The organism is Azorhizobium doebereinerae UFLA1-100 (assembly GCF_000473085.1).
In the GTDB taxonomy this organism is placed as follows: Bacteria; Pseudomonadota; Alphaproteobacteria; order Rhizobiales; family Xanthobacteraceae; genus Azorhizobium; species Azorhizobium doebereinerae.
Genome location: NZ_AXBA01000004.1, coordinates 1 through 20,871, shown reverse-complemented (window position 1 = coordinate 20,871; position 20,871 = coordinate 1). Strand labels below are relative to the sequence as shown.

Genomic DNA, 20,871 nt, shown 5'->3' with positions numbered 1-20,871 from the left:
CATTATTTAAGCTCGGCACATATCATGCAGTATGCCCTGCCGCGCAAGTCGCGCAGCGCATTTTTGCGAATGAATTGCACGGCTTCGCCGCCGGTGGCGCGGGATCAGGGCAGCAGCAGGGTGGAGCCGGTGGTGGCGCGGCTCTCCAGGTCATGGTGGGCCTTGCGCACCTCTTTCAGGGGATAGCTCTGGTGCACCGGCACCTTGATGGCCCCGGTCAGCACCGCCTCGAACAGGTCGTTGGCGGTGGCCACCAGCGCCGCGCGGGTGGCCACATGGGTGCCGAGCGTCGGCCGCGTGGCATAGAGCGAGCCCTTCTGCGACAAGGCCAGCAGGTCGAAATTCCGGATCGCGCCGGAGGCGTTGCCGAAGCTCACCCACAGGCCGAACGGCTTCAGGCAGTCGAGCGAGGCGGGATAGGTGGCCTGCCCCACGCCGTCATAGACCACGTCGCACATCTTGCCGTTGGTGATCTCCTTCACCCGGTGCACGAAATCCTCGTCGCGATAGAGGATGGCGTGGTCGGTGCCGCTGGCCAGCGCCAGTTCGGCCTTTTCCTTCGAGCCCACGGTGCCGATCACGGTGGCGCCGAGCGCATTGGCCCATTGGGCGAGAATCAGCCCCACCCCGCCGGCGGCGGCCTGGATCAGCACCACGTCGCCCGGCTTCACCGCATAGGTGTGCTTCACCAGATACTGCGCCGTCATGCCCTTCAGCATCATGGCGGCGGCGGTGCGGTCGTCGATGGCGGCCGGCAGATGGACCAGCGCGCTGGCCGGAATGTTGCGCACCTGGGCATAGGCGCCCATGGCGGTGGCATAGGCCACCCGGTCGCCCACATGGAAATCGGTGACGTGCTCGCCCACCGCCTCCACCTCGCCGGCGCCCTCGCTGCCGGGAATGAACGGCAGGGCCGGCGCCTTGTAGAGGCCGGAGCGGAAATAGGTATCGACGAAATTGAGCCCGATGGCGGTCTGGCGCAGGCGCACCTCGCCGGGGCCGGGCGGCGGCAGCTCCATGGTCTCCAGGGTCAGCACCTCGGGCCCGCCCACCTGATGCACCCGAACTGCCGCGACCATCGTTCGTCCCCCGAGCCAATCCTGCCGGGGCGGATCATAGGTGCTGCGCGACGGCGCGCAAGGATGCGGTCCGCGCCGAAGCGGGCGGACGGCGCCTCCGGCGTGCGCGGGCGCAGCCGCCCGCCGGAGGCACCGGGCCGGTCAGTCCTCCTTGACCCCGCCGGTGGTCTCGGCGGCGGCCAGGGCCTCGTCCTTGGCGGTGGACGGCGTCGAATAATAATTGTTCAGGCACGAGCTGGTGACCGGGAGCAGGACCGAAAAATTCTTCAGATACAATGAGATCACCACGCCCTGGGGGGAGTCGTCCGGCATGTAGTTGCACTGCTTGCCGGAGCGCGAATAGGTCTGGCCGTTCATGGTGAAGGTGATCGACCAGAGGTCGTTGGAGCCGGACTGGGAATTCAGGCTGGTCGCCACCGCCTGCCCCGGCGCAAGGCTGCCCGCCGTCGCGCTGTTGGTGAAGCTGCCGCAGGTGTGGACGACGGAGACGTTGGAAATGGTGTTGTTGGTGCAATTCACGACGGTGAAGGTGCCGTTGTAGGTGGCCATGAAACCCTCCCTTGGTGCCGCCGGCACCCGCCAGCCGGGCGCCCTGCGCACGCCGCTATCATAGGTGGCGGCGAAAGGATTATACAACTTATAAGGGAATAGACGGAGGCAGAATCTCGCCCCGGTTGCAGACCAACGCCCGCTCCCGGCCAGCGGGTGGGCAGGTGCCGGCCGGCTGGGACGAAGCGCCCGCGCGACGGGCGATGCCGCGCGCGCTAGACTGCGGCCGATCATCGGTAGACGGAGGCTCGGTCATGGCAGGCGCAACGCAAGGGGAGATCGCCGTCGTCGGCGCGGGACCGGCGGGCCTTGCCGCCGCCATCGGCCTTGCCGCCACGGGCCGCGCCACGGTGCTCGTCACCGGCCCGGAACGCGCCGCCGACCACCGCACCACCGCTTTGCTCGGCAGCTCCATCCCCATCCTGGAGCGATTCGGCGTGTGGGAGCGCCTCGCCCCGCACACCGCGCCGCTGCGCGACATGCGCATCGTCGACGGCACCCGCCGCCTCATCCGCGCGCCGGAGGTCACCTTCAAGGCCAGCGAGATCGGCCTGGAGGCGTTCGGCTACAATATCGAGAACGATCCGCTGCGCCGCGAGCTGGCCGCCGCCGCCGAGGACACGCCCGGCCTCACCGTGGTGCGCGCCTCGCTGACCGGCCTGTCGGTGGACGACGACCGCGCCCGCCTCGCCCTCGACAGCGGCGACACGGTGGAGGCGCGCCTCGTGGTGGCCGCCGACGGGCGCCAGTCGCGGGTCCGCGAGGCCTGCGGCATCGACATGAAGAAGCGCGACTATCCGCAGGTGGCGGTGACCGCCACCGTGCGCCACACCCGGCCGCACTGGGACATCTCCACCGAATTCCACACCGAGACCGGCCCGTTCACGCTGGTGCCGCTGCCCGGCGACCGCTCCAGCATCGTCTGCGTGGTGGACGACAAGGAGGCGGTCCGCCTGCTCGGCCTCTCCCCCGAGGCGCTGGCCCGCGAGTTCGAGCGCCGCGCCGCCTCCATCCTCGGCGCCTTCGAGGTGGAGACGGGCCGCGCCGCCTTCCCGCTGGTGGCCGAGACCGCCCGCGCGCTCACCGCGCCGCGCGTGGCGCTGATGGCGGAGGCGGCCCATGTGATGCCGCCCATCGGCGCCCAGGGCCTCAACCTCGGCCTGCGCGACGCGGCGGCCCTGGTGGACCTCGCCGGAGAGCACGAGCTGGAGGTCGGCGGCGCGGAGATGCTGAAGCGCTACGCCGCCAACCGCGACCGCGACATCCACGGCCGCATGGCGGCGGTGGACGTGCTCAACCGCTCGCTCCTGTCCGACCTCGTGCCGGTGCAGGGCGCGCGCGGCTTCGGCCTCTATCTGCTCGACCGCGTCGGCCCGCTGCGCCGCACGGTGATGCGCCTCGGCCTCGGCAACCGGGCGGCGTGAGAGCCTCCCGCCGGCCTCAGTTGCGGCCGATCGCGGCCGGATCGAACGGCGTGGTCTGGTAGATCTGGTTGATCCAGTTGCCGAACAAGAGGTGCGCGTGGCTGCGCCAGTGGTTGCGCGGCGGGCGGGCCGGGTCGTCGTCGGGGAAGTAGTTGGCCGGCTTGCCCGCCGGCAGGCCCGCCGCCACGTCGCGGAAATACTCGTCCGCCAGCGAGCCGGACTCGTATTCGATGTGGTTGAACATGTGCAGCGCCCGGTGCGCCGGGTCGTGCAGCAGGCCGAGGCCGCCCTCGTCCGACTCCATCAGCACCTCCAGCCCGCTGTTCGCGGCGATGTCGGCGCGCCGGATCTCGGTCCAGCGCGACACCGGGATCGCGACATCGTCCGAGAAGCCGCGCAGGAAGGGCGAGGCCGGGGCGAGGTTGCGGTGGCTGAACACCCCGAACGCCTTCTCCGCCAGCAGATGCTTGGGCAGGCCGTGGAAATGGTGCGCCGCCGCCTGCGCGCCCCAGCAGATGGTGAAGCTGCCGTGCACATTGGTCTGCGACCAGTCGAAGATGCGGCGCAGCTCGTCCCAGTAGGTCACCGCCTCGAACGCCAGCGTCTCCACCGGCGCGCCGGTGACGACGAGGCCGTCGAAGCGCTCGGACCGCACGTCCTCCCAGTCGCGGTAGAAGGCGGCGATGTGGCCGCTGTCGGTGTTGCGGGCCACGTGGTTGGTGATCTTGACCAGGGTCAGTTCCACCTGGAGCGGGCTCGCCCCCAGCAGCCGGGCGAACTGGGTCTCGGTGCGCACCTTGTTGGGCATCAGGTTCAGCAAGGCGATGCGCAGCGGCCGGATGTCCTGGCGCACCGCGTCGGTCTCGCGCAGCACCATCACGCCCTCGGCCTCCAGGGTCGAGCGGGCCGGCAGGTCGTCGGGAATCTTGATGGGCATGTGCGTCGCGTCCTCCACGTCGGGAGCTGGACAGACGCACGTGGCATGACCCGTTTAGTTGCCGGTTCGGCCACATCCTCCCGGTGAGGGGAGCGCCACCTTGCTCGGGAGCAGGTTGGCGTTGGGCGTCGGGCCCAACTCTTGATGTACCGCCGTGTCTAAGCCCGCCGCGGGCGAAGCGCAAGAGCCGGATGCGTGGGCCGGATGCGTGGCCCGATGCAAGGGCCGGATGCGGGCTGCGAGGACCGGGACCGCCGCCGGGCTCAGGCCGCCGGGCCGCCGTCCCCATCGTCCGCCGCGCCGGGCGCGCCGTCCGGCCCTGTCCCGCCGGCCAGCAGGGCCCTCGCCTGCCCGACCCAGCCCTCGCGCTCGATGCGGCCGGGAAAGGCCAGCGTCGCCCCCACCCAGCGCACCTCCTCCGGCGTCCAGGCGGCGATCTGGCGGAAATGGAAGATGCCGAGCGCGTTCAGCCGCCGCTCGTTCTGCGGGCCGATGCCCTTCAGCCGCTTGAGGTCGTCCGCCGCGCCCTCGGGCGCGGCCAGCAGCGGCGGCGCCGTGCCGTGGGCGGGAGGCACCGGCTCGGGCCGCTTCGCCGCCTCCTTCGGCGGCTTGATGCGCCGGCCGCGCGCCAAAGCGTGCGGCGCCAGCGAGGGCGGCAGGGCGGCGGGCAGGTCGAGCGGCAGCTCGGGATCCTCGGGCGCCAGCGGCACATGCTCGGGCGGCGGCGCCATATGCGGCGTCTCGCCGTGGGGAGGTTCGCCGTGGGGAGATTCGCCGTGCGGCGGCTCGGACGGCCGCACGGCGCGGACGAAATGGGCTTCCGCGGCCGCGCCCTTGGGATCGATGGCGGTCAGGGTCGCCCGGGCGAGCGCCTCCAGCCCCCGCCGCCGGGCCCGGAGGCGGAGCAGATAGGCGAGCGCCCCGCCAAGGGCGAAGGCCAGCAGCAGAAGCACCACCACGTCCACGTCGAACCCCATCATGACCGGGACCCGGACGCGCGAGAGCTGGACGGCCGGAAGGCGCCGTAGACGGTGGCGAAGCCGAGGCCGAACGCCGCCAGTTCATAGGGCCACAAGCTCACCGCCAGATACATCATGCGCCTTTTTCCTTCCCGGCGGGCGCACCCGTCCGCGCCGGCCTGCCTTACGGTGCCGCGCGCACGATGATCCGCACGCCCGCCACGGTGAGCGCCGGATCGCCGGGCACCGGCTCCGGCGCGTCGGGCGCCCAGATGACATGGTGGTCGGGAACGCCGGCCGCCACAAGATGGGCCTTCAGCGCCGCCCCCCGCGCCGCCACGGCGGCGGACGGGATGGTGGTTCCCGGCGCCGGCTGGAGCAGCAGGACCGGGCAGCGCAGCGCCGCCGCCGCCATGCGGTCCAGCGTCGGCAGGCTGTCGCCCGCCGGCCGTCCGGCGGCGTCGAAGGACAGGCCGCGCGCCGCCGCGTCGCCGAGCAGGCGGACGCATTCCGCCGCCCCCACCGGCAGGCCGGGCGCCGGGGCGTCCACGCTCACCTCGGCGGCGAAACCCGGCGGCAGCGCCGCCTTGAGCTCGGCCGCCGCCAGCGCCCCGGCGGCCGGGTAGCGCCCGGTGCCGGCGAGCATCACCTGCCCGTCGCCGAACCGCAGGTCGCCGGCCTCCAGCCGCGCCAGCGGGCCGAGCGCCGCCTCCACCGCCTCGGCGAAATGGGCCGGGGCGCCCGCCCCCACCGCCGCCACGTCGGTAAGCCGGGCGGCGGGGAACAGCCGCGCCACCGCCGCCTTCACCCGGGCATGGGTGTCGGCATCGGGAAAGAAGCCGGAAAGGGTGACGCCGGTCTCGTCGCTGCGGGCGGCGAAGACATAAGGCGAGATCACCGGCGGCAGCACGCGGGCGGCCTCCAGCCTCACCCCCGGCGGCGGCGCCTTCAGCGCCTCGGCGAGATTGGCGTAGCTGGCGCTGTCGGTGGCCTCGCCGGAGAGGGTCAGGGTATTGTCCAGCAGCGTCGCCTCGCCCGCGCCCATGCGGCTCACCTGGGCGAGCGCATAGGTGGCAGCGGCGGTCCAGGCATCGGAGGGCGGGCCGCCGGAGGCGAGCCGCACCTGGTCGCTCACCTGCCCGCCGGGAAACAGCGCCTTGACCGCATCTCCCATGACGCGGCGGGCCTCCTCACCCGGGGCGTAGCCGGACAGGCGCACCTGCGGCCCCTGCCGCCAGATGCGCCAGACGAAGGGCACGGCGGGCGGCGGCTCGATGGCGAAGCGGGCGATCTGGAAGCCCTCCGGCGGGGCGCGGCGCGCCGCCACCAGCGCGTCATAGACCGCGAAGCTGCCGGCCGCCCCTTCGAGCGTGATCGCCATGTCCGACAGGCCCACCTGGCCGCGCGGCAGGATGGCGAGCTGGGCGGCGGCGAAGCGCACGGCGCGCAGCCAGAGGTCGGTGGCGGGGGCGCCGTCGCCCAGCACCGTGCCGTCGGCCACGCCCGCGTCCGGCATGGTGTCGTGCAGCGCCTTGACCACCTCCTGCCGCGCCGCCTCGGAGGGCACGTAGCCCTTCAGGTGCACGGTGTCGCCGTCACGCGCGGCGGACCAGACATAAGGCGAGACCACCGGCGGGCGCAGCGCGAAGCGGGCCAGCCGGAAATCCTGCGGCAGCGGCTCGTGCAGCACGCGCTGGAGCGCGTCATAGGTGGCAAGGTCCGGCGCCCGGCCCTCGATGGCGAAGCTGTCGTCGGACAGCGTCACCCGCCCGGCGGGTAACTGGGCCAGCAGCTTGAGGGCGAAGGCCACCACGGCGGCGAAATCGCCCGCCGGCGCGCCGCGCGCCCGCACCAGCCGGTCGAGCCCGCGCACGGTGAGGCCCGGCGGCAGCGCCTTGACCGCCTCGGCGATGCCCATCAGGGCATATTGCGAGGGCACGTAGCCCTCGATCTGCAAGGTGGCGCCGCTGCGCACCACGGAGAAGGTGAAGGGCCGGCGCTCCGGCAGCAGGGTGGTGGCGTCCTCCACCGCGCGCACGCCGGACACGCCTTCCACGGCGGCGCGCACCTTGTCGCGCGCCTCCTGCGCCAGCGCCTCGCCGAACAGAGTGGCGTCGCGCCCGGAGAAGCGGGCCACCGCCCAGGATTCGCCGGTGGCCTCCAACTGCTCGGCGGCGCGCTGGGTCAGGTCGGCCTCGACGTCCGGCCGGCTGTCCACGACGGCGAAGACCGCCAGGGCGCAGAACAGCAGCGCGCCGAGCCCGAGCACCCGGACATCCCAGCGCCACGCGCCGCCGGCCCGCGTTCCGTCCATCGTGCCGGCCCGGCGCCCCGGACCCGACCTCGCATGCATGCGCCTCTCCCGCCTTCCGCCGGCGCGCGGCCGGGGACGCGGCACATTAGAGCAGGTTGGCGGCCGATGGCATGGGCCGCGCGGGACAAATGCGACGGGCCGCCCCGGGGCGGCCCGTCCGACCGCCGCCTCAGGCGGCGTTGAGGTCGCGCACGAAGGTCTCCACCACGTTGCGCAGGTCGGTGGCCTGGCCCGACAGCCCCTGCGACAGGGTCAGCAGTTGCGAGGACGCCGCGCCGGTCATCTCGGCGGCGCGGCCGACGCCGCCGATATTCTGCGTCACCTGCTGCGTGCCGGTGGCCGCTTGCTGGCAGTTCTGCGCGATCTCGCCGGTGGCCGCGCCCTGCTCCTCCACCGCCCCGGCGATGGCCGAGGAGATCTGCTTGATGTCGCTGACCACGCGCACGATCTCGGTCATGGAGGCGACCGTGCCGTGGGTGGCCTGCTGGATCTCGTTGACCTTGCTGGAAATGTCCGCCGTGGCCTTGGCCGTCTGGTCGGCGAGCTGCTTCACCTCGGCGGCCACCACGGCGAAGCCCTTGCCCATCTCGCCGGCGCGCGCCGCCTCGATGGTGGCATTGAGCGCCAAGAGGTTGGTCTGGTCGGCGATGCCCTTGATCAGGTTGATGACGTCGCCGATGGCGGCGGCGGCCGCCGACAGGTCGCCAATCCGCGCATTGGAGGCTTCCGCCTCGTTGAAGGCGATGTCGGCCACGTCGGCGGAATGGCTGACCTGGCCGGTGATCTCGCGCACCGAGGCCGCCAGTTCCTCGGACGAGGCGGCCACCGTCTGCACGTTGGTGGCGGCCTCCTCGGCGGCGGACGCCACCGCCTGGGCCTGGCGGGAGGTCTCGTCGGCGGTCTCGGACAGGTTGCGGGCCGATTCGGCCACCTCGCCCGAGGACTGGGCGAAGCCGCTGGCGAGGTCGCGCATGCGGCCCACGAACGCCTCGCTGAGCGCCGAGCGCCGGGCGAGCACCTGGCGCTCCTGCTCCTCGCGCGCCGCCTGCTGCTGGCGGGCGACCTCGGCCTCGCCCAATTGCTCGCGCAGCAGCTCCAGCGTGTTCGACATGGCGCCGATCTCGTCGGCGCGCTCGGTGCCCTCGACCGCGCGGCCGAGGTCGCCGCGGCCCATGGCCTCCATCACCCCCATCATGCCGCGCAGCGGGGCGACGATGCCCCCGCGCACCAGCACCACGGCGACGCCGATGACCGCCAGGGTGGCGATGGCGATGGCCGCGAGCGTCATGTGTCCGGCACGGACCGAGGCGTCGGTGCCGGCATCGTTCAGCACCTTCAGTTCCGCCTTGACCGTGTTGCCGAGGGTGGCGCCGGCGCTGATGACGGCGTTGATCGCCGGCTCACAAACGGTCAGCATGGACTGGCTGGCCCGGCTCATGGCTTCGGGATCGGACGCGTCACTGGCCAGCTTGACGGTGGCGGCGCAGGTGGTCTCCACCGCCCGGTGGAAATCCTTGATCAGCCCGGCCACCTTGTCGGCATAGGCCGGCGTGGCGCCCCGCGCCTCCTCGGCGCTGCTGTCATATTCCCGCACCGCGGTGGCCAGGGCCTGCGAGGCGGCGACATTGTCCGCCGGGGTGACGGCGGCGATGTTGCGATACACCGCGACGCTGGCCGCCGTCGCCATGCGGTTGGCGCGCGCGAGCATGGACAGGGTGACTTCCGGCCCGTCGAGGATCTGCGTGTACATGCGGTCGAGATCGGCCATCTTCAGCGTCGCGTAATAGGCGCCGCCGATGCTCGTGAGGCCGAGCACCATGAGCAGGCTGACGACTTTCCAGATCATAGGCCAATTCTTGTAGGACATACGCCATCTCCAGCAGGGCAATGCGGGGTCTCGAGGCGTGACGCGCGCGAGGGGCGGGACACGAGCATCATCCCTTAGGCGCCTTATCTTGCATCAGGATTGCGCTACCACCGCATTACTTAAGGTGATCGCCGCAATACATGCCTACCATGCCGTGTATTTGCGGATACCACATCCGCGCGGCCGGACCGCAGCCGGCGCGTCGAGGCACGTGCTCCATCGTCAAGTGAGAGGGCGATTCACCGATCGGATCGCGCTCCGGCCCGGCAAGGCGGCGGCCGATGGCGCGGGACAGGAACGCCGCCCCACGCCCGCCGCAGCCACAGGCCATGGCGCCCCGGCCGCGCGGAGGCATCGCCGCGCCGTCAACCTGCGCGCGATACCGGCATGGCTCTTGCGCCGCGCCGGAAGCGCTCTGGCGCGGCTGGCGCGTGGCGTGGGAAGACGCTTGCGCGGGGCGCCGGGACAGCGCTCGCGCACGGCGCGGCGCTTACGGCCGGGGCGCCGCCTCCACCCGGCGCGCGGGCGGAGATGTCCGGACGGGACGCGCCCTCAGAAGTCGCGTTCCAGATAGAGCAGGCCGCGATGGGCGTTCACGGTCTGGATCGGCAGGCCGTAGTCGGTCTGGACATAGTTGCTGGCCGAATAGCGGGTGAAGTCGTACTGCACGCCGATGATCAGGTTGGCCACCGGGGTCCACACCAGATTGGCGCCCACATTGGCGTTGCGCCCACCGGTGGCGCCATAGGCGGCCTGGGCGACGGCATTGTTGATCTCCCACTCAGCATAGCCGGCGAACACGGCGCTGTTCCACTTCTCCGACCAGTTGTGCAGATACTGCCCGGTGACGTTCCAGCCGCTCACCAGGGAGAGGCCGGAGCCGGTGAGATAGGCGTCCGGCGCGGCGAAATCACCCGACGGATTCTGCAGGCCCAGATAGGACGTGGCGCCGTTGGCATAAGCGGTCTGGAGGTAGAGGGTATCGCCCTCGGCCACCATGGGCAGGTTGAACATGATGCCGGCCTGGAGGGCGTAGCCCCAGGTGTCGGTGGCGGCGAACTGGTCGTTCAGGTCGAGGCTGCGCACCTGGTGCAGCGCGCCGGAGAGCTGGAACGTGCCCCACTTGCCGTCATTGCGGATGTTGGCGACGAATTCCGGCACCTGCACCCCGGCCTGGTAATCGCCCAGCGTGTCAGGCAGCGCGGGGTCGAAGCTGTTCACGCCCGACGTGCGCTGGTTGGCGTCTTCCAGCGACAGGGTGGCGCTGAAGCCGTTGGCGAATTCGGCGGTGTAGGCGATCAGGTTGATTTTGGTGTCGTCGCCGATGGTGGCGGGGTCGGTGCCCAGCACGTTGGCGTTGGCATAATAAGAGAAGAAGGATTCCGCGTGGCCGAAGGTGAAGCCGGCGAACTGGATGAAGCCCTTGTAGAAATCCGCCTCGGCCTGGTTCGGGCCATCCGACCAGGGATCGGAGGAGCGCCAGCGCAGCCGCATCTCGATATAGGAGCGCAGCGTGCCGTAATCGGTGGCGGTGCGCGCATCGAGGATGAGGCCGCCGGTGGAGACGGAATAGGTCTTGTTGTTCTGGAGCGGATAGTTGGAATAGGTGTTGTAATAGCCTTCCGCATACAGGTAGCCGCCGACGCGCAGGCAGGTGTCGGTGCCCGGCACATAATAGAAACCGGCGCCCTCCGCGGTGCATTGCCGCACGTAATTGACGCCCACGGCCTTGGCCGGCAGGTCCGCGGCCTGCGCGGCGCCGGTGGCCATGCCGAGGCCGGCGGCAGCCATGCCCAGGCCGGCCACAGCCACGGCGGCGCCCAGCAGCGCGCGCGGCAACCCAGCGGTTCGAAATGCGGTCATCCGACTCCCCCGATCCTATCGCCCACCGCTTGGGTCACTATGCTTCAGCGCGCATCGGAAGAATAGAGCGCCGGCATTTTCTTGGAGCGATTCCAGAGCTTCATACAGATAGCTAGAAAAGGACTGCACGGAACATGCGATTGAACATCGCACCGGCCCGGATCCACGCGCGTTACATCAGTAACACTCACGCAACACGCCGCACACCAGCCTGACACGCCGTGCCCACCAAACACGTCTGCAAAAAAGAAAACCCCGGCGGTTGCCCGCCGGGGTCTTCCAAAACCGCTGATCGGAAGGATCAGAAGTTGCGCTGAGCGCGGATGCCGCCCGACCACACGTCGGTGGAGCCGCCAACCGTGGAGCAGTTGGTGGTGACGGTGCCGCAAGCCGCGCCAGTCGTGTTGTTGTAGTTGCCGAGCGTGCCGAGGCCGCCGTCAACCTTCGAGTAGAGCACTTCGACGCCGAGGTCGAGGTTCTTGACCGGCGACCAGATGGTGTTGACGCCAACCTGCCAGATGTTCACGTCGACAGCGCCGACGGTGTTCTGGGGCACGTTGACCTCGGTGTAACCACCGAACACCGCGGAGCGAACGCCGGGGGTCCAGAAGTGACGGTACTGAGCCTGAACGGCCCAGCCGGTCTCGGTCGAGTAGGACAGCGAGCTGCCGTTCCACACCGCGTCGGCGATGGGATAGAAGGCGCCGCTCGAGGTCAGCAGGGTGGTGTTGGCGTCGATCGAGCCGAGGCCAGAAGCGCGGCCCTGGCTGGTGCCCGACAGGCCGAGGTAGCTGAGCGCGCCGTCAGCATAGTTGGCCTGGATGTACAGGCTGTCGCCGGGCGAGATCATCGGGAGCTTGATCTCGACCACGCCACCGAGGGCCCAGCCCCAGGTGTCGGACGAGTTCTGGCCGAGGAAGGTCGTGCCCGTGGCCGAGCTGACCGGGGTCAGAGCCTGGACCTGATGGCCAGCCGCGGAGAGCTGCACCGAACCCCAAGCCTGGTCGACGCGCAGGTTGCCGACGATGTCGGGGAACTGCTGGCCAGCCTGGTAGTTGGAGTAGCCGAGGCCCGTGCCGCCGGCGGCGTACAGACCCGAGGAGGCCGCCTGAACGCCGGTGGTGCGGTTCACGGCGTCTTCGAGGGCGAGGGTCGCCGAGAAGCCGTTGCCGAACTGGGCGGTGTAGGCCAGGGCGGTGGTCCACTGGTTCGAACCGGCATACAGCGTGGTGTACGCGTAGCTGGTGCCCGTGTCGAAGAACGACTGGGTGTAACCGAAGGTGAAGCCAGCGAACTGGATGAACGCGCGCTCGAAGTACAGGCCGATGCCCGAACCAGCGTTGCCACCCGTCTGGGAATCCCAGTTCATGCCGAAGCGGATGTACGAACGCAGGGTGCCGTAATCGGTCTGCGTACGGGCATCCATGCCCATGACGGCGCGAGCGCGGGTCAGGTAGTCGTTGTCGTCAGCGTCCGAATAGGGATAGCCGCCGACGCCGGCGCCGACGCCGTTGAAGGCCGTGCCAGCAACGCTGGAGATATTCGGGTTGAACGTGCCAACCGCGTTCACGTAGGTGTCGAAGCGGGCGTAGCCGTCGATCTTCAGGCAGGTGTCCGTGCCGGGGATGTAATAGTAGCCCGCGCCGTAGGCGGAGCACACCTTCACATACTCCACAGCCTTCGCCTTCACGGGAAGGTCGGCAGCCTGGGCGCCGGCGACGGCGGCGAGACCCGCGACGCTACCGAGCAGAAGGCTCTTCACCATCTTCATTGTGACCTCCAAAATTTTGTTCCGAGGGAGCGAGCGCCGCATCGACGGTGCTGTCGCACCCCGAGAAGGTCTTGCCCCGATTCCCCCACCGCACGCGCCCGGCTGGGACACACACAGGAAGGGGCGACCGGGGACTGCCCCCCTTCGTCGCAATGTCACCTTACAAAAGCCCGCCCCCGGATCAACGTGGACCTGCTCCAAAACGCCCTGTGGCAGGGTCTTTTCCAGGGAGTGTTGCAGGAACAACACGCTGGTGTGATGCCCATCATGCTACCGCACAACCCGCCGCAAAGCCTTCGTTTACCTTAGCTTGCGATCTTTTGCGCCGCGCCGGCCGGTGCCGCACCGCGGTATAGGCGCCCCTGGGGAAGGCTCGGCCGGTCCCGGCGAAAAGCTGGACAAAGTGTGGCGAGAGACGGGACGGCTCGAATCATGGCCGGCCCGGCCCGGCAACCCATGGCTGCGCCGGGGCTTTTTACCCTATCGTGGCGGGCTCAGGCGCGCCGTCCCCGGGCCATCCGGCGGGCGATCAGCGCGTCCAGCGAGAGCACGCCCGGCCCGCGGGCGATCAGCAGCAGGAAGCAGGTGGCCCACACCCCGTGCAGCGGCCAGGCGTCGGGATAGACGAAGACCTCGATCACCGCCGTCATGCCCAGCAGGGCGAGCGCCGACAGCCGGGTGGCGAGGCCCAGTACCAGCAGCACCGGGAAGGCGTGCTCGGCGAAGGCGGCGAGATGCGCCGCGAGCCAGGGGTCCACCAGCGGCAGGCGGTATTCCTCCTGGAACAGCGCCACCGCGCCCTCGGTCACCCGCCAGCCCTCCACCTTGGTCTCGCCCGACTGCCAGAACACCGCCGCCGGGAATACCCGCGCGCAGAGCGTGACCAGCGACAGGGGAATGGCATCGAGCGCCGCGCGGACCCGCTCCACGGCCGGGACCAGGCCGGCGCGGCGGGAGGCGGTCGCACTCTCAAGCGTCATCATCGTGCGTCTCCGGAAGATGGATGCGGCAGGCAAGGCCGCTGCCGATCAGCTCGGCCAAAGCGGCGGCGGGATCGAAGCGGGGGTCGGCCGCGCCGGCGGCGGCGGCGCCCAGCGGCGCGCCCGCCCCCAGGGCGGCGAGGAAGGCATGGGCTCCTGGCGGCAGAAGCCGCACGGTCACGTCATGGGCCGGCCGGTCCACCAGCGTGTGCTGCGGCAGCCAGGGGTCGATGGGTCCCGCCGGCTCCAGCCCCAGGGCCATGCGGAAGATGGTGCAGGCGGGATGCGCCGCCGCGACCAGTTCCACCGCCGGGTTGAGGTCGAGCCGCAGTCCCGCCACGGCCGTGGGGTCGATGCCGGCGAACGCCGCCGGGCCGAGGCGCGGCGCGTCGGCCGCGTGATAGGCGCGGGTGCGGGCGGCCTCGATGCGGGCCACATCCGCCAGATAGGGCAGGTCCGCGGCCGGCGGAAAGGCCGCGATGAAGTCCGGAAGGGCATCGCCATAGACCATCAGCACCGGCGAGGCCGGCGGGTGGCTAAGGGTGAAATCCCGCGCCATGGCCCGGAAGAACTCCTCCCCCACCAGGGCGCGCACCGCCGGGAAGCGGGCCTCCAGCGCGCCGATCAGCCCGACCGCCACATTGTTGCGATAGACCGCGAACCGCCGCCCGGCCGGCCCGGCGAGACCCGGCGGCGGCTGAAGGTCGGTGGCGGTCAAAGCGGCCGCGAAGCCGGAGAGGGTGGCCATGGCTCAGGCCGCCCGCGCCGCGCCGGCGCGCGCCAGGATGGCCGCAGCCCGCTCCGCCTCGGCCCGCAGCACCGGCCAGTCCGGCACGTCATTGTCCCATTCGATCAGGCTCGGCCGGGGGCCGGCGCGGGCGATCACCTCGCCGAACAGGGTCCACACCGGATCGGCCACCGGGCTGCCGTGGGCATCGATCAGCAGCGGGGCGCCGGCGTCGTCCACGTCGGCGTCATGGCCGCCGAGATGGATCTCGCCCACCGCCTCGAACGGGAAGTCGGCGAGATAGGCGCGCGCGTCGGTGCCGTGATTGGTGGCGCAGACGAAGACGTTGTTCACGTCCAGCAGCAGGCCGCAGCCGGTGCGGCGCACCAGCTCGCGCAGGAACTCCACCTCGCCGATGCTGCTCTCCTCGAAGCGCACGTAGGTCGATGGATTCTCCAGCAGCATGCGGCGGCCGAGCCGATCCTGCACCTCGCCGATATGGTCCGCGACGCGGGCCAGGGTCGCGGGCGTGTAGGGCAGCGGCAGCAAATCGTTGAAGAAGGCCCCGCCGTGCGAGGACCAGGCCAGGTGCTCGGAGAAGCTCTCCGGCGCGTAGCGGTCGATCAGCACCTTCAGGCGGGCGAGATGGGCTCTGTCCAGCGGCCCCTCCCCGCCGATGGACAGGCCGACGCCGTGGATCGACAGCGCATAGGTCTCGCGCAGGCGCGCGAGCTGGGCATGGGGCCGGCCGCCCTCGCCCATGAAATTCTCCGCATGCACCTCGAAAAAGGCCAGCGGCGGCGCGTCGGCGGCGATGGCGGCGAAATGCTCCGGCTTGAAGCCGACGCCGGCGCCACAGGGAAGTTGCTGGGTCATGACCCTCTCCTCGAACGGGAGGGGGCGCCGTCGCCGGCGCCCCCGGCTTCACGCGGGCGGTTCACATCCGCCGGTCACATGGGGTTGAGGTGGCCCATGCCGTTCGGGGTCTTGATGGTGTCGCAGGTGCCCTTGGCCACGTACTTCCAGGCCTTGGCGTCGTAATTCACCTTGGAGGTGCCGGCGCAGGAGGTGCCGGCGCCCGCCGCGCAGTCGTTCTTGCCGGCCATCGAGATGCCGTAGCACTTGTCCATGGTCGGCTGCGGCGCGACCGGGCCGGCATAGGCGCTGGCGAGGCTCAGTGCGGTGGCGAAGGAACCGGCGAGAGCGGTGGCCGCGATGCGCGTCTTGGTCGTCATGGGAGGTCTCCGTGAAAGTCGGGCGCTGCGCCGGACCGGCCGTCGTGCCGATGCGGTGCGCCATTCCCTTCTTCGGAGGCCCCGGCCATTGCGTTACAGCGGCGGGCAAAGAAAGATGCGGAAGAATTTTTCCGGCAGCGTCCCGCCGCCGCCTGTAACGTCCGCCGCCCGCCGCGCGTACTGACCTTCGGGAACCTGTCGATGGACGAACGCGAAAGGCGGTGGACGCAGATGATGCTGGCGGCGCATGCGGGAGACCGCTCGGCCTATGAGCAGTTGCTGCGCGAGATCGCCCCGGCGGTCCGCGTCGTGGTGCGCCGGCGCTTCGCCAGCTTCGGCATGGCCACGCACGACGCCGAGGACGTGGTGCAGGACACGCTGCTGGCGGTCCACCTCAAGCGCCAGACCTGGCGCACCACCGACCCGCTCGGCCCCTGGCTGTGGACCATCGCCCGCAACAAGCTGGTGGACCACCTGCGCCGGCGCGGCCGCCGGGTCGAGGTGCCGATCGAGGATTTCGCCGAGACCCTGTCCGCCCCCGAGGAGCGCCCCGGCGCGGACGCCGCCGACGTGGAGCGCCACCTCGCCCTGCTGCCGGAAAAGCAGCGGGCCGTCCTGAAGGCGGTGGCGGTGGACGGCGCCTCCATCGGCGACACCGCCCGCCACATGGGCATGACCGCGGGCGCCGTGCGCGTGGCCCTGCACCGGGCCTTCGCCGGCCTCGCCGCGCGCCTGCGGGCGGACGATTGAGATGGAAGCTGCACCGTGAAGACCGAAGATCTCCTGCGCGGCCTTGCCGCCGACACGCGCACCGGGCCGGGGCTCGGCTCCGGCCTCGCGCTGGCGCTTTGCGCCGGCCTCGCCGGGACGGCGCTGCTGTTCGCGGCGACGCTGGCGGTGCGGGCCAATTTCGCCGCGCTGCTGCTGGACCCGCGCATCCTGCTGAAATTCGCCGTCACCCTGTCGCTGGCGGGCGCCGCCGCCGCCCTCGCCCTGCGGCTGTCGCGGCCGGGCGCTGCGGCGCGTCCGGCGGCCCGGCTGCTGCTCGTTCCGCTGCTGGTGCTGGCCATCGGGGTGGGCACCGAGCTGGCGCGCACCCCGGAACGGAGCTGGATGCCGGGGCTGGTCGGCCAGTATGCGGTCTATTGCGTGCTGCTGATCCCGCTGATGGCGGCCCCGGTGCTCGGCGCCGTGCTGCTGGCGCTGCGGCGCGGCGCGCCGGGCCATCCGGCCTGGGCGGGGGCCGCCGCCGGCCTGCTGGCGGGCGGGCTCGGGGCGGCGTGCTACGCGCTCCACTGCACCGACGATTCGCCGCTGTTCGTGCTGGCCTGGTACGGGCTCGCCATCGGCGCCGTCACCCTCGCCGGCGCCCTGCTCGGCCGCCGGCTGCTGGCCTGGTAGGCGCCGCCGCTCAGGCGGCGCTGGTCTTCTGCTCTTCCAGGGCGCGCAGGAAGTTCAGGTGGCGCGTCATGTCCGCCGAGGCGCTGTGCTGCTCGTGCACCACGCGCTGGAGATTGCCCAGCGCCTCCTGCACATGGGCGGACTGGTCGAAGATGGCTTCCACCTGGTCGATCACGCTCTTGTAGCGCAGGCCTTCGGCCGAGAACTCGTCGCGGGTGAGATCGATGATCCCGCCGAGCCGGCGCAGCGAGCCCTCGATGCCGCCGATCGCCGCCTGGGTCTGGCCCAGCGTGGTCTTGGTATCGCCCGCCAGCTTCTTGACCTCCCCCGCCACCACGGCGAAGCCGCGGCCCGCCTCGCCGGCGCGGGCGGCCTCGATGGTGGCGTTGAGCGCCAGCAGGTTGGTCTGGCCGGTGATGCTGTCGATCACCGACAGCACCTTGCGCACCGAGCCGAGCGCATCGTTCACGCTGGCGAACTCGTGCGCCAGCCGGTCCGCATTGCTGGATTGCGCACCGCCGCCCCCGCCGGCGCCGGCGGAGACCACGTCGCGGATGCCGGCCATCACCTCGCCCACGCCGGAGATGTCCTCCAGCATGTCGCCCACCTTGGAGACGAAGTTCAGCGCCTGCGAGAGCTGGTCGATCACCTGCGAGCGCATGGTGTTGAGCACGCGCGCGTTGTTCAACCGGCAGCGGGTGAAATAATTGGCGAAGTTGGCGTAGTGGATGGCGAAATTGTCGATGAACTCATCCTGGAACGGCCCGTCCGCGGCATCGAAGAAGACGATGGCGGAGAGCGTCTGGTTGATGTTGATGCCCATCAATTCGCCGAAGGTGGAGAAGCCGGCCACCGGAATGTTCCAGACATCGTCGGTCTTGCCCAGCACCGGGCCGTTCAGCAGGCGCCGCAGGATGCAGTCGTTGAGGATGGCGGTGAGCGGCTTGGGCTTGCCGCGCAGGAAGGCCTGCACGTCGCGCCGGGTCTGCTCGGCGAAATCCACGCTCTCCAGCAGGAACAGTTCGTCGCCGGGGCTGACGTCGCAATAGAAGGCGGCCGAGCCCTTCTCCAGGTCGAAGCCGGCGACCGAGCGCACGAACAGCTCGCCGTCGAGGCTGATGCCGAAGGTCTGCCCGGCCAGCGCCTTCTCCAGCCCGGCCGGCGTGGTGCGCAGCGCCGCGCACAGGGCATCGACGAACGACACCGGGGCGCCGGTGGCGCGGTCCAGCACGGCGCGCACCTTGCGGGTGTTGATGTCGGCGTCGAGCACCGCGAACGACTGTTCCTTGCGGCGGAAGTTCTGGCTTTTCAGCACGCTGTAGCGCTTGCCCGGCGCCAGCTTCACGAACGCCACTACGGCGTGGTTCTTCACCACGCTGCGGCCGTCGAACAGCTGCGTCTCCTGGAAATCGAGCTTGCCGCCCGCCGAGCCGCCCACGAACAGGCACGGGAACTTCCCGGAGCGGTACACCGCCTCCATGAAATAGTTCTCGGAATTGGACAGGCCGTCGATCAGGGTCAGGGCGAAGCTGTCTTCCGCCCGCAGCGGAAACGGCACGGAAACCTCGCGCAGCGAGGCCACGATCTTCTCCACGCGGGCATCGCGGCCGAGGCGCACGGTGCCGGAGCGGATGTCCTCGCAATGCAGCGGCACGGTGGCCACGTGGACGGTCTCGATCAGGTCCGGCGCGAAGATCTGCACCACCACATTGGTCCAGCGCCCGTCGGCGGCCTTGTAGAGCGGACCGCGCCCGGCATTGCTCAACTCGCCGGCGGTGGAGACGGCCACGACCCGGGTCGGGCCGGCCATGCGCTGGAGGCGCGAGACCACCGCCTCGAAGGAGACGTGGGGCGAGACATAGGCGAGGGCGAGGGCGGCGGGCCGCCCGGCGAAGCGGAACGCGGCCTCGTCGAGGCCGGACAGCGCCTCCCCGGTCTCGATGATGCGGACCGGCTCGGTGGCGGCGGCGCCGGGAGCGGCAAGGTCGGGACCCATGGCAAGCCGGGGGCTGGCCGCCCCGGCGGAGGGGTGGGCGGCGGCGGCGCGGGACCCGAACGACATCATTGCCTCTTATGCTTGATCTCCAATGCGGGACAGCTAGAGCAAGGGCGCCATGTCATAAATCGCGAAACACACCATTTCCGCAACCGTAAGGAAACAGAACGAATTCCCGTCCCGGACCTGCCGGGCCCTCTGCGGCGCGGCCGCGGCGGCCGGCCGCGGCGCCGCCCTGCCGCTCTCGCGCCAAGCCTCTGGACCGGCGCGGAATTTCCCGCGCACCCGCCGGCGCTCCGGCTCGGCGCCCCTGCCCCTTCGCGGATTCGCGGTGTCGGGCGGACGTTCCAGATCGGCGCATTCTTGTGACACGCAGGATCAGATGTCATCCAGGGGCACAGCCGGGATTAGGCGGGATTTGCCGGAAATGAGCGGGAAAGCCTTGCGGTGAAAGAGCTGGCCGCATTGTCGGCCGCCGGTGGCACCTTCGGCCGCCGCGCAAGATCAAATGGCACCGCGGCGCGCTTCGTCGGTTCGCGCAAGATCGAATGTCACCCGCTTACGTCCTCTCTCGTCGCCCCCCGACGAGACATATCCCCACACCGATTGCGAGTGCTGCGGCACCGGATTGCCGGCAAACCGTTGAGGCTTGAGCTTGGCCGCAACCGGAAGGTGACGGGTAAAAACATTGCTTGCATATCAGGCTCTTAGCGGCAGCCAGAGGCAAGCATGGAATGGGCGAACTCCAGCGCAGCGTCAACGATAACGCCGAGAATGGCCTTTCTCACGACCCTCAGGCCAAGCGTTTACCGTTGCCCGGCGCTTCTGCGGCAGAGCGCAAATCGGCGCGGAGTTGGGTGACCACCAATTTGATCATCGCCAAGCGTTCGTCGGCGTTTTCGGTCGCCGCCGTGATTTCCGCGTATTTGCGCCCGGTGAGCCGGCCGAGGTCGATGGCGGCCAAGCCGACCTTCTCTTCCTTGTAGAGCCGAGAGATGGCGTCGGTGATCCGCCCCATCAATTCTTCATCTACGGATGCCTGCGACTGCCCACTGATGGCGCCCGGTGGCGTCGGCCGCGGATCGCGCCCCGTATCCGCGCCCGCGATCCAATCCAGCGAGACGTCGGCGGCCTTGGCCAGCAATTGAAGGGCATAGAAGGGTGGGCGGGCGTTCCCATCTCGCCATTTAGCGATTTGCTCCGCCTTGTAACCCACAATTGTGGATGCGCCCTTCAGGCCACCAACCCGCTTGAGCACCGCTTTCAGGCGGGTTCCGAGCTCCGGCGTCCAGCCCGGAACTTTCTCACCCGCTCCGTCCGCCGGTTCCGAGCTGTCGTAACCATCGACCATTACAACGGGAATCCCGCTTTTGTGGATGCGCATCGACGCCCGCAGGTCGGAACTCCATTTTTGCGGTTGCATAACTCCACAAAAATGGACATTCTCGCGACAAGTGAACGCATTCGCGATCTCATTCGTGTGCGCAATGCCCCGAAAAAACCGGCTCTGGCAGGAGCCGGCTTCCGAGGAGTTCAACATGACCAAGTCGGCGCCTGTCGTGTGGGACAGGCACGCGATCCGGGCCGAGGTGCATCGGCGCGAGACCACTTTGACGGCAATCGCCCTCGCAGCCGGTCTCGACCAATCGGCCTGCCGCTCCGCTCTCGTCCGCCGTCACCTGGCAGGCGAGAAAGCCTTGGCCGATTTCCTCGGAATCGCTCCCGAGAAGATCTGGCCCGAGCGGTACGCCAAGCCGTCACCCTGGGCA

Annotated in this window: 18 protein-coding genes and 1 riboswitch; of the genes, 4 read left to right on the top strand and 14 right to left on the bottom strand. The window is 70.2% G+C overall.

Annotated elements, in window-relative coordinates:
• Positions 1 to 104: 104 nt before the first annotated feature.
• Together YU1_RS0105260 and YU1_RS28085 are read right to left on the bottom strand one after the other, a co-directional pair.
• A complete protein-coding gene (locus YU1_RS0105260) occupies positions 105 to 1,079 on the bottom strand; it encodes a quinone oxidoreductase family protein (protein ID WP_029003169.1) in 975 nt (324 codons plus the stop codon).
• 141 nt (positions 1,080 to 1,220) lie between these two features.
• On the bottom strand, positions 1,221 to 1,628 hold the full coding sequence (locus YU1_RS28085) for a hypothetical protein (RefSeq protein ID WP_198018843.1): 408 nt from the start codon (positions 1,626 to 1,628) through the stop codon (positions 1,221 to 1,223).
• 254 nt (positions 1,629 to 1,882) lie between these two features.
• On the opposite strand from YU1_RS28085, the gene YU1_RS0105250 reads away from it, so the two are divergent.
• On the top strand, positions 1,883 to 3,052 hold the full coding sequence (locus YU1_RS0105250; protein WP_029003168.1) for a UbiH/UbiF family hydroxylase: 1,170 nt from the start codon (positions 1,883 to 1,885) through the stop codon (positions 3,050 to 3,052).
• A 16-nt stretch (positions 3,053 to 3,068) separates the two neighbouring features.
• Here YU1_RS0105250 and YU1_RS0105245 read toward each other — a convergent pair whose 3' ends face one another.
• From YU1_RS0105245 to YU1_RS0105195, 10 genes are all read right to left on the bottom strand, one after another.
• Positions 3,069 to 3,989 carry a homoserine O-succinyltransferase gene (locus YU1_RS0105245; RefSeq protein WP_029003167.1) on the bottom strand — a complete coding sequence of 307 codons (921 nt, stop codon included), beginning with the start codon at positions 3,987 to 3,989 and terminating at the stop codon, positions 3,069 to 3,071.
• A gap of 44 nt (positions 3,990 to 4,033) precedes the next feature.
• Positions 4,034 to 4,142: riboswitch (SAM-I-IV-variant riboswitch) on the bottom strand.
• Between the two features lie 110 nt (positions 4,143 to 4,252).
• Positions 4,253 to 4,969, bottom strand: coding sequence for a hypothetical protein (locus YU1_RS34885; RefSeq protein WP_198018841.1), 717 nt, complete (start codon positions 4,967 to 4,969; stop codon positions 4,253 to 4,255).
• Positions 4,970 to 5,132: 163 nt separating this feature from the next.
• Complete coding sequence (locus YU1_RS28075) at positions 5,133 to 7,301, bottom strand: BON domain-containing protein (RefSeq protein WP_084539677.1); 2,169 nt, start codon at positions 7,299 to 7,301, stop codon at positions 5,133 to 5,135.
• A gap of 130 nt (positions 7,302 to 7,431) precedes the next feature.
• Complete coding sequence (locus YU1_RS0105225; RefSeq protein WP_210163753.1) at positions 7,432 to 9,108, bottom strand: methyl-accepting chemotaxis protein; 1,677 nt, start codon at positions 9,106 to 9,108, stop codon at positions 7,432 to 7,434.
• 573 nt (positions 9,109 to 9,681) lie between these two features.
• Positions 9,682 to 10,992 (bottom strand): porin, encoded by a 1,311-nt coding sequence (locus YU1_RS28070; RefSeq protein ID WP_245263230.1) that lies wholly within the window; start codon positions 10,990 to 10,992, stop codon positions 9,682 to 9,684.
• 301 nt (positions 10,993 to 11,293) lie between these two features.
• Complete coding sequence (locus tag YU1_RS28065; RefSeq protein ID WP_051356517.1) at positions 11,294 to 12,763, bottom strand: porin; 1,470 nt, start codon at positions 12,761 to 12,763, stop codon at positions 11,294 to 11,296.
• A gap of 494 nt (positions 12,764 to 13,257) precedes the next feature.
• Entirely contained in the window at positions 13,258 to 13,746 is a 489-nt protein-coding gene (locus YU1_RS0105210) for a DoxX family protein (RefSeq protein ID WP_156921972.1), read from the bottom strand.
• Positions 13,733 to 14,491: an HvfC/BufC N-terminal domain-containing protein gene (locus YU1_RS28060; protein ID WP_051356516.1), complete on the bottom strand. Its 759-nt coding sequence runs from the start codon at positions 14,489 to 14,491 to the stop codon at positions 13,733 to 13,735. The genes YU1_RS0105210 and YU1_RS28060 overlap by 14 nt, the downstream gene beginning before the upstream one ends.
• A gap of 3 nt (positions 14,492 to 14,494) precedes the next feature.
• The gene (gene bufB, locus YU1_RS0105200; RefSeq protein WP_029003163.1) at positions 14,495 to 15,346 is read right to left on the bottom strand and encodes an MNIO family bufferin maturase; all 852 of its coding nucleotides are present in this window, start codon (positions 15,344 to 15,346) and stop codon (positions 14,495 to 14,497) included.
• 74 nt (positions 15,347 to 15,420) lie between these two features.
• Positions 15,421 to 15,705 (bottom strand): BufA1 family periplasmic bufferin-type metallophore, encoded by a 285-nt coding sequence (locus YU1_RS0105195; RefSeq protein ID WP_029003162.1) that lies wholly within the window; start codon positions 15,703 to 15,705, stop codon positions 15,421 to 15,423.
• A gap of 201 nt (positions 15,706 to 15,906) precedes the next feature.
• Between YU1_RS0105195 and YU1_RS0105190 the strand changes: the two genes are divergently transcribed.
• Positions 15,907 to 16,455: a sigma-70 family RNA polymerase sigma factor gene (locus YU1_RS0105190; RefSeq protein WP_029003161.1), complete on the top strand. Its 549-nt coding sequence runs from the start codon at positions 15,907 to 15,909 to the stop codon at positions 16,453 to 16,455.
• 15 nt (positions 16,456 to 16,470) lie between these two features.
• Positions 16,471 to 17,106, top strand: a complete 636-nt coding sequence (locus YU1_RS0105185) for an NrsF family protein (RefSeq protein WP_029003160.1) — start codon at positions 16,471 to 16,473, stop codon at positions 17,104 to 17,106.
• A gap of 10 nt (positions 17,107 to 17,116) precedes the next feature.
• Here the strand turns inward: YU1_RS0105185 and YU1_RS28055 are convergent, their stop codons facing one another.
• Together YU1_RS28055 and YU1_RS33370 are read right to left on the bottom strand one after the other, a co-directional pair.
• A complete protein-coding gene (locus YU1_RS28055; RefSeq protein ID WP_198018839.1) occupies positions 17,117 to 19,168 on the bottom strand; it encodes a methyl-accepting chemotaxis protein in 2,052 nt (683 codons plus the stop codon).
• A gap of 727 nt (positions 19,169 to 19,895) precedes the next feature.
• The gene (locus tag YU1_RS33370) at positions 19,896 to 20,642 is read right to left on the bottom strand and encodes a hypothetical protein (protein ID WP_156921971.1); all 747 of its coding nucleotides are present in this window, start codon (positions 20,640 to 20,642) and stop codon (positions 19,896 to 19,898) included.
• On the opposite strand from YU1_RS33370, the gene YU1_RS0105165 reads away from it, so the two are divergent.
• Positions 20,641 to 20,871: helix-turn-helix domain-containing protein (locus tag YU1_RS0105165; RefSeq protein WP_051356556.1), on the top strand; the 231-nt coding region annotated here is incomplete at its 3' end. The two genes, YU1_RS33370 and YU1_RS0105165, sit on opposite strands and share 2 nt — an antisense overlap.

What these genes read in the sequence shown, in the direction of transcription:
- YU1_RS0105260 (WP_029003169.1), bottom strand. Translation starts at nt 1,079, where the DNA reads ATGGTCGCGGCAGTTCGGGTGCATCAGGTGGGCGGGCCCGAGGTGCTG.
- YU1_RS28085 (WP_198018843.1), bottom strand. Translation starts at nt 1,628, where the DNA reads ATGGCCACCTACAACGGCACCTTCACCGTCGTGAATTGCACCAACAAC.
- YU1_RS0105250 (WP_029003168.1), top strand. Translation starts at nt 1,883, where the DNA reads ATGGCAGGCGCAACGCAAGGGGAGATCGCCGTCGTCGGCGCGGGACCG.
- YU1_RS0105245 (WP_029003167.1), bottom strand. Translation starts at nt 3,989, where the DNA reads ATGCCCATCAAGATTCCCGACGACCTGCCGGCCCGCTCGACCCTGGAG.
- YU1_RS34885 (WP_198018841.1), bottom strand. Translation starts at nt 4,969, where the DNA reads ATGATGGGGTTCGACGTGGACGTGGTGGTGCTTCTGCTGCTGGCCTTC.
- YU1_RS28075 (WP_084539677.1), bottom strand. Translation starts at nt 7,301, where the DNA reads ATGCATGCGAGGTCGGGTCCGGGGCGCCGGGCCGGCACGATGGACGGA.
- YU1_RS0105225 (WP_210163753.1), bottom strand. Translation starts at nt 9,108, where the DNA reads ATGATCTGGAAAGTCGTCAGCCTGCTCATGGTGCTCGGCCTCACGAGC.
- YU1_RS28070 (WP_245263230.1), bottom strand. Translation starts at nt 10,992, where the DNA reads ATGACCGCATTTCGAACCGCTGGGTTGCCGCGCGCGCTGCTGGGCGCC.
- YU1_RS28065 (WP_051356517.1), bottom strand. Translation starts at nt 12,763, where the DNA reads ATGAAGATGGTGAAGAGCCTTCTGCTCGGTAGCGTCGCGGGTCTCGCC.
- YU1_RS0105210 (WP_156921972.1), bottom strand. Translation starts at nt 13,746, where the DNA reads ATGATGACGCTTGAGAGTGCGACCGCCTCCCGCCGCGCCGGCCTGGTC.
- YU1_RS28060 (WP_051356516.1), bottom strand. Translation starts at nt 14,491, where the DNA reads ATGGCCACCCTCTCCGGCTTCGCGGCCGCTTTGACCGCCACCGACCTT.
- bufB (WP_029003163.1), bottom strand. Translation starts at nt 15,346, where the DNA reads ATGACCCAGCAACTTCCCTGTGGCGCCGGCGTCGGCTTCAAGCCGGAG.
- YU1_RS0105195 (WP_029003162.1), bottom strand. Translation starts at nt 15,705, where the DNA reads ATGACGACCAAGACGCGCATCGCGGCCACCGCTCTCGCCGGTTCCTTC.
- YU1_RS0105190 (WP_029003161.1), top strand. Translation starts at nt 15,907, where the DNA reads ATGGACGAACGCGAAAGGCGGTGGACGCAGATGATGCTGGCGGCGCAT.
- YU1_RS28055 (WP_198018839.1), bottom strand. Translation starts at nt 19,168, where the DNA reads ATGTCGTTCGGGTCCCGCGCCGCCGCCGCCCACCCCTCCGCCGGGGCG.
- YU1_RS33370 (WP_156921971.1), bottom strand. Translation starts at nt 20,642, where the DNA reads ATGTTGAACTCCTCGGAAGCCGGCTCCTGCCAGAGCCGGTTTTTTCGG.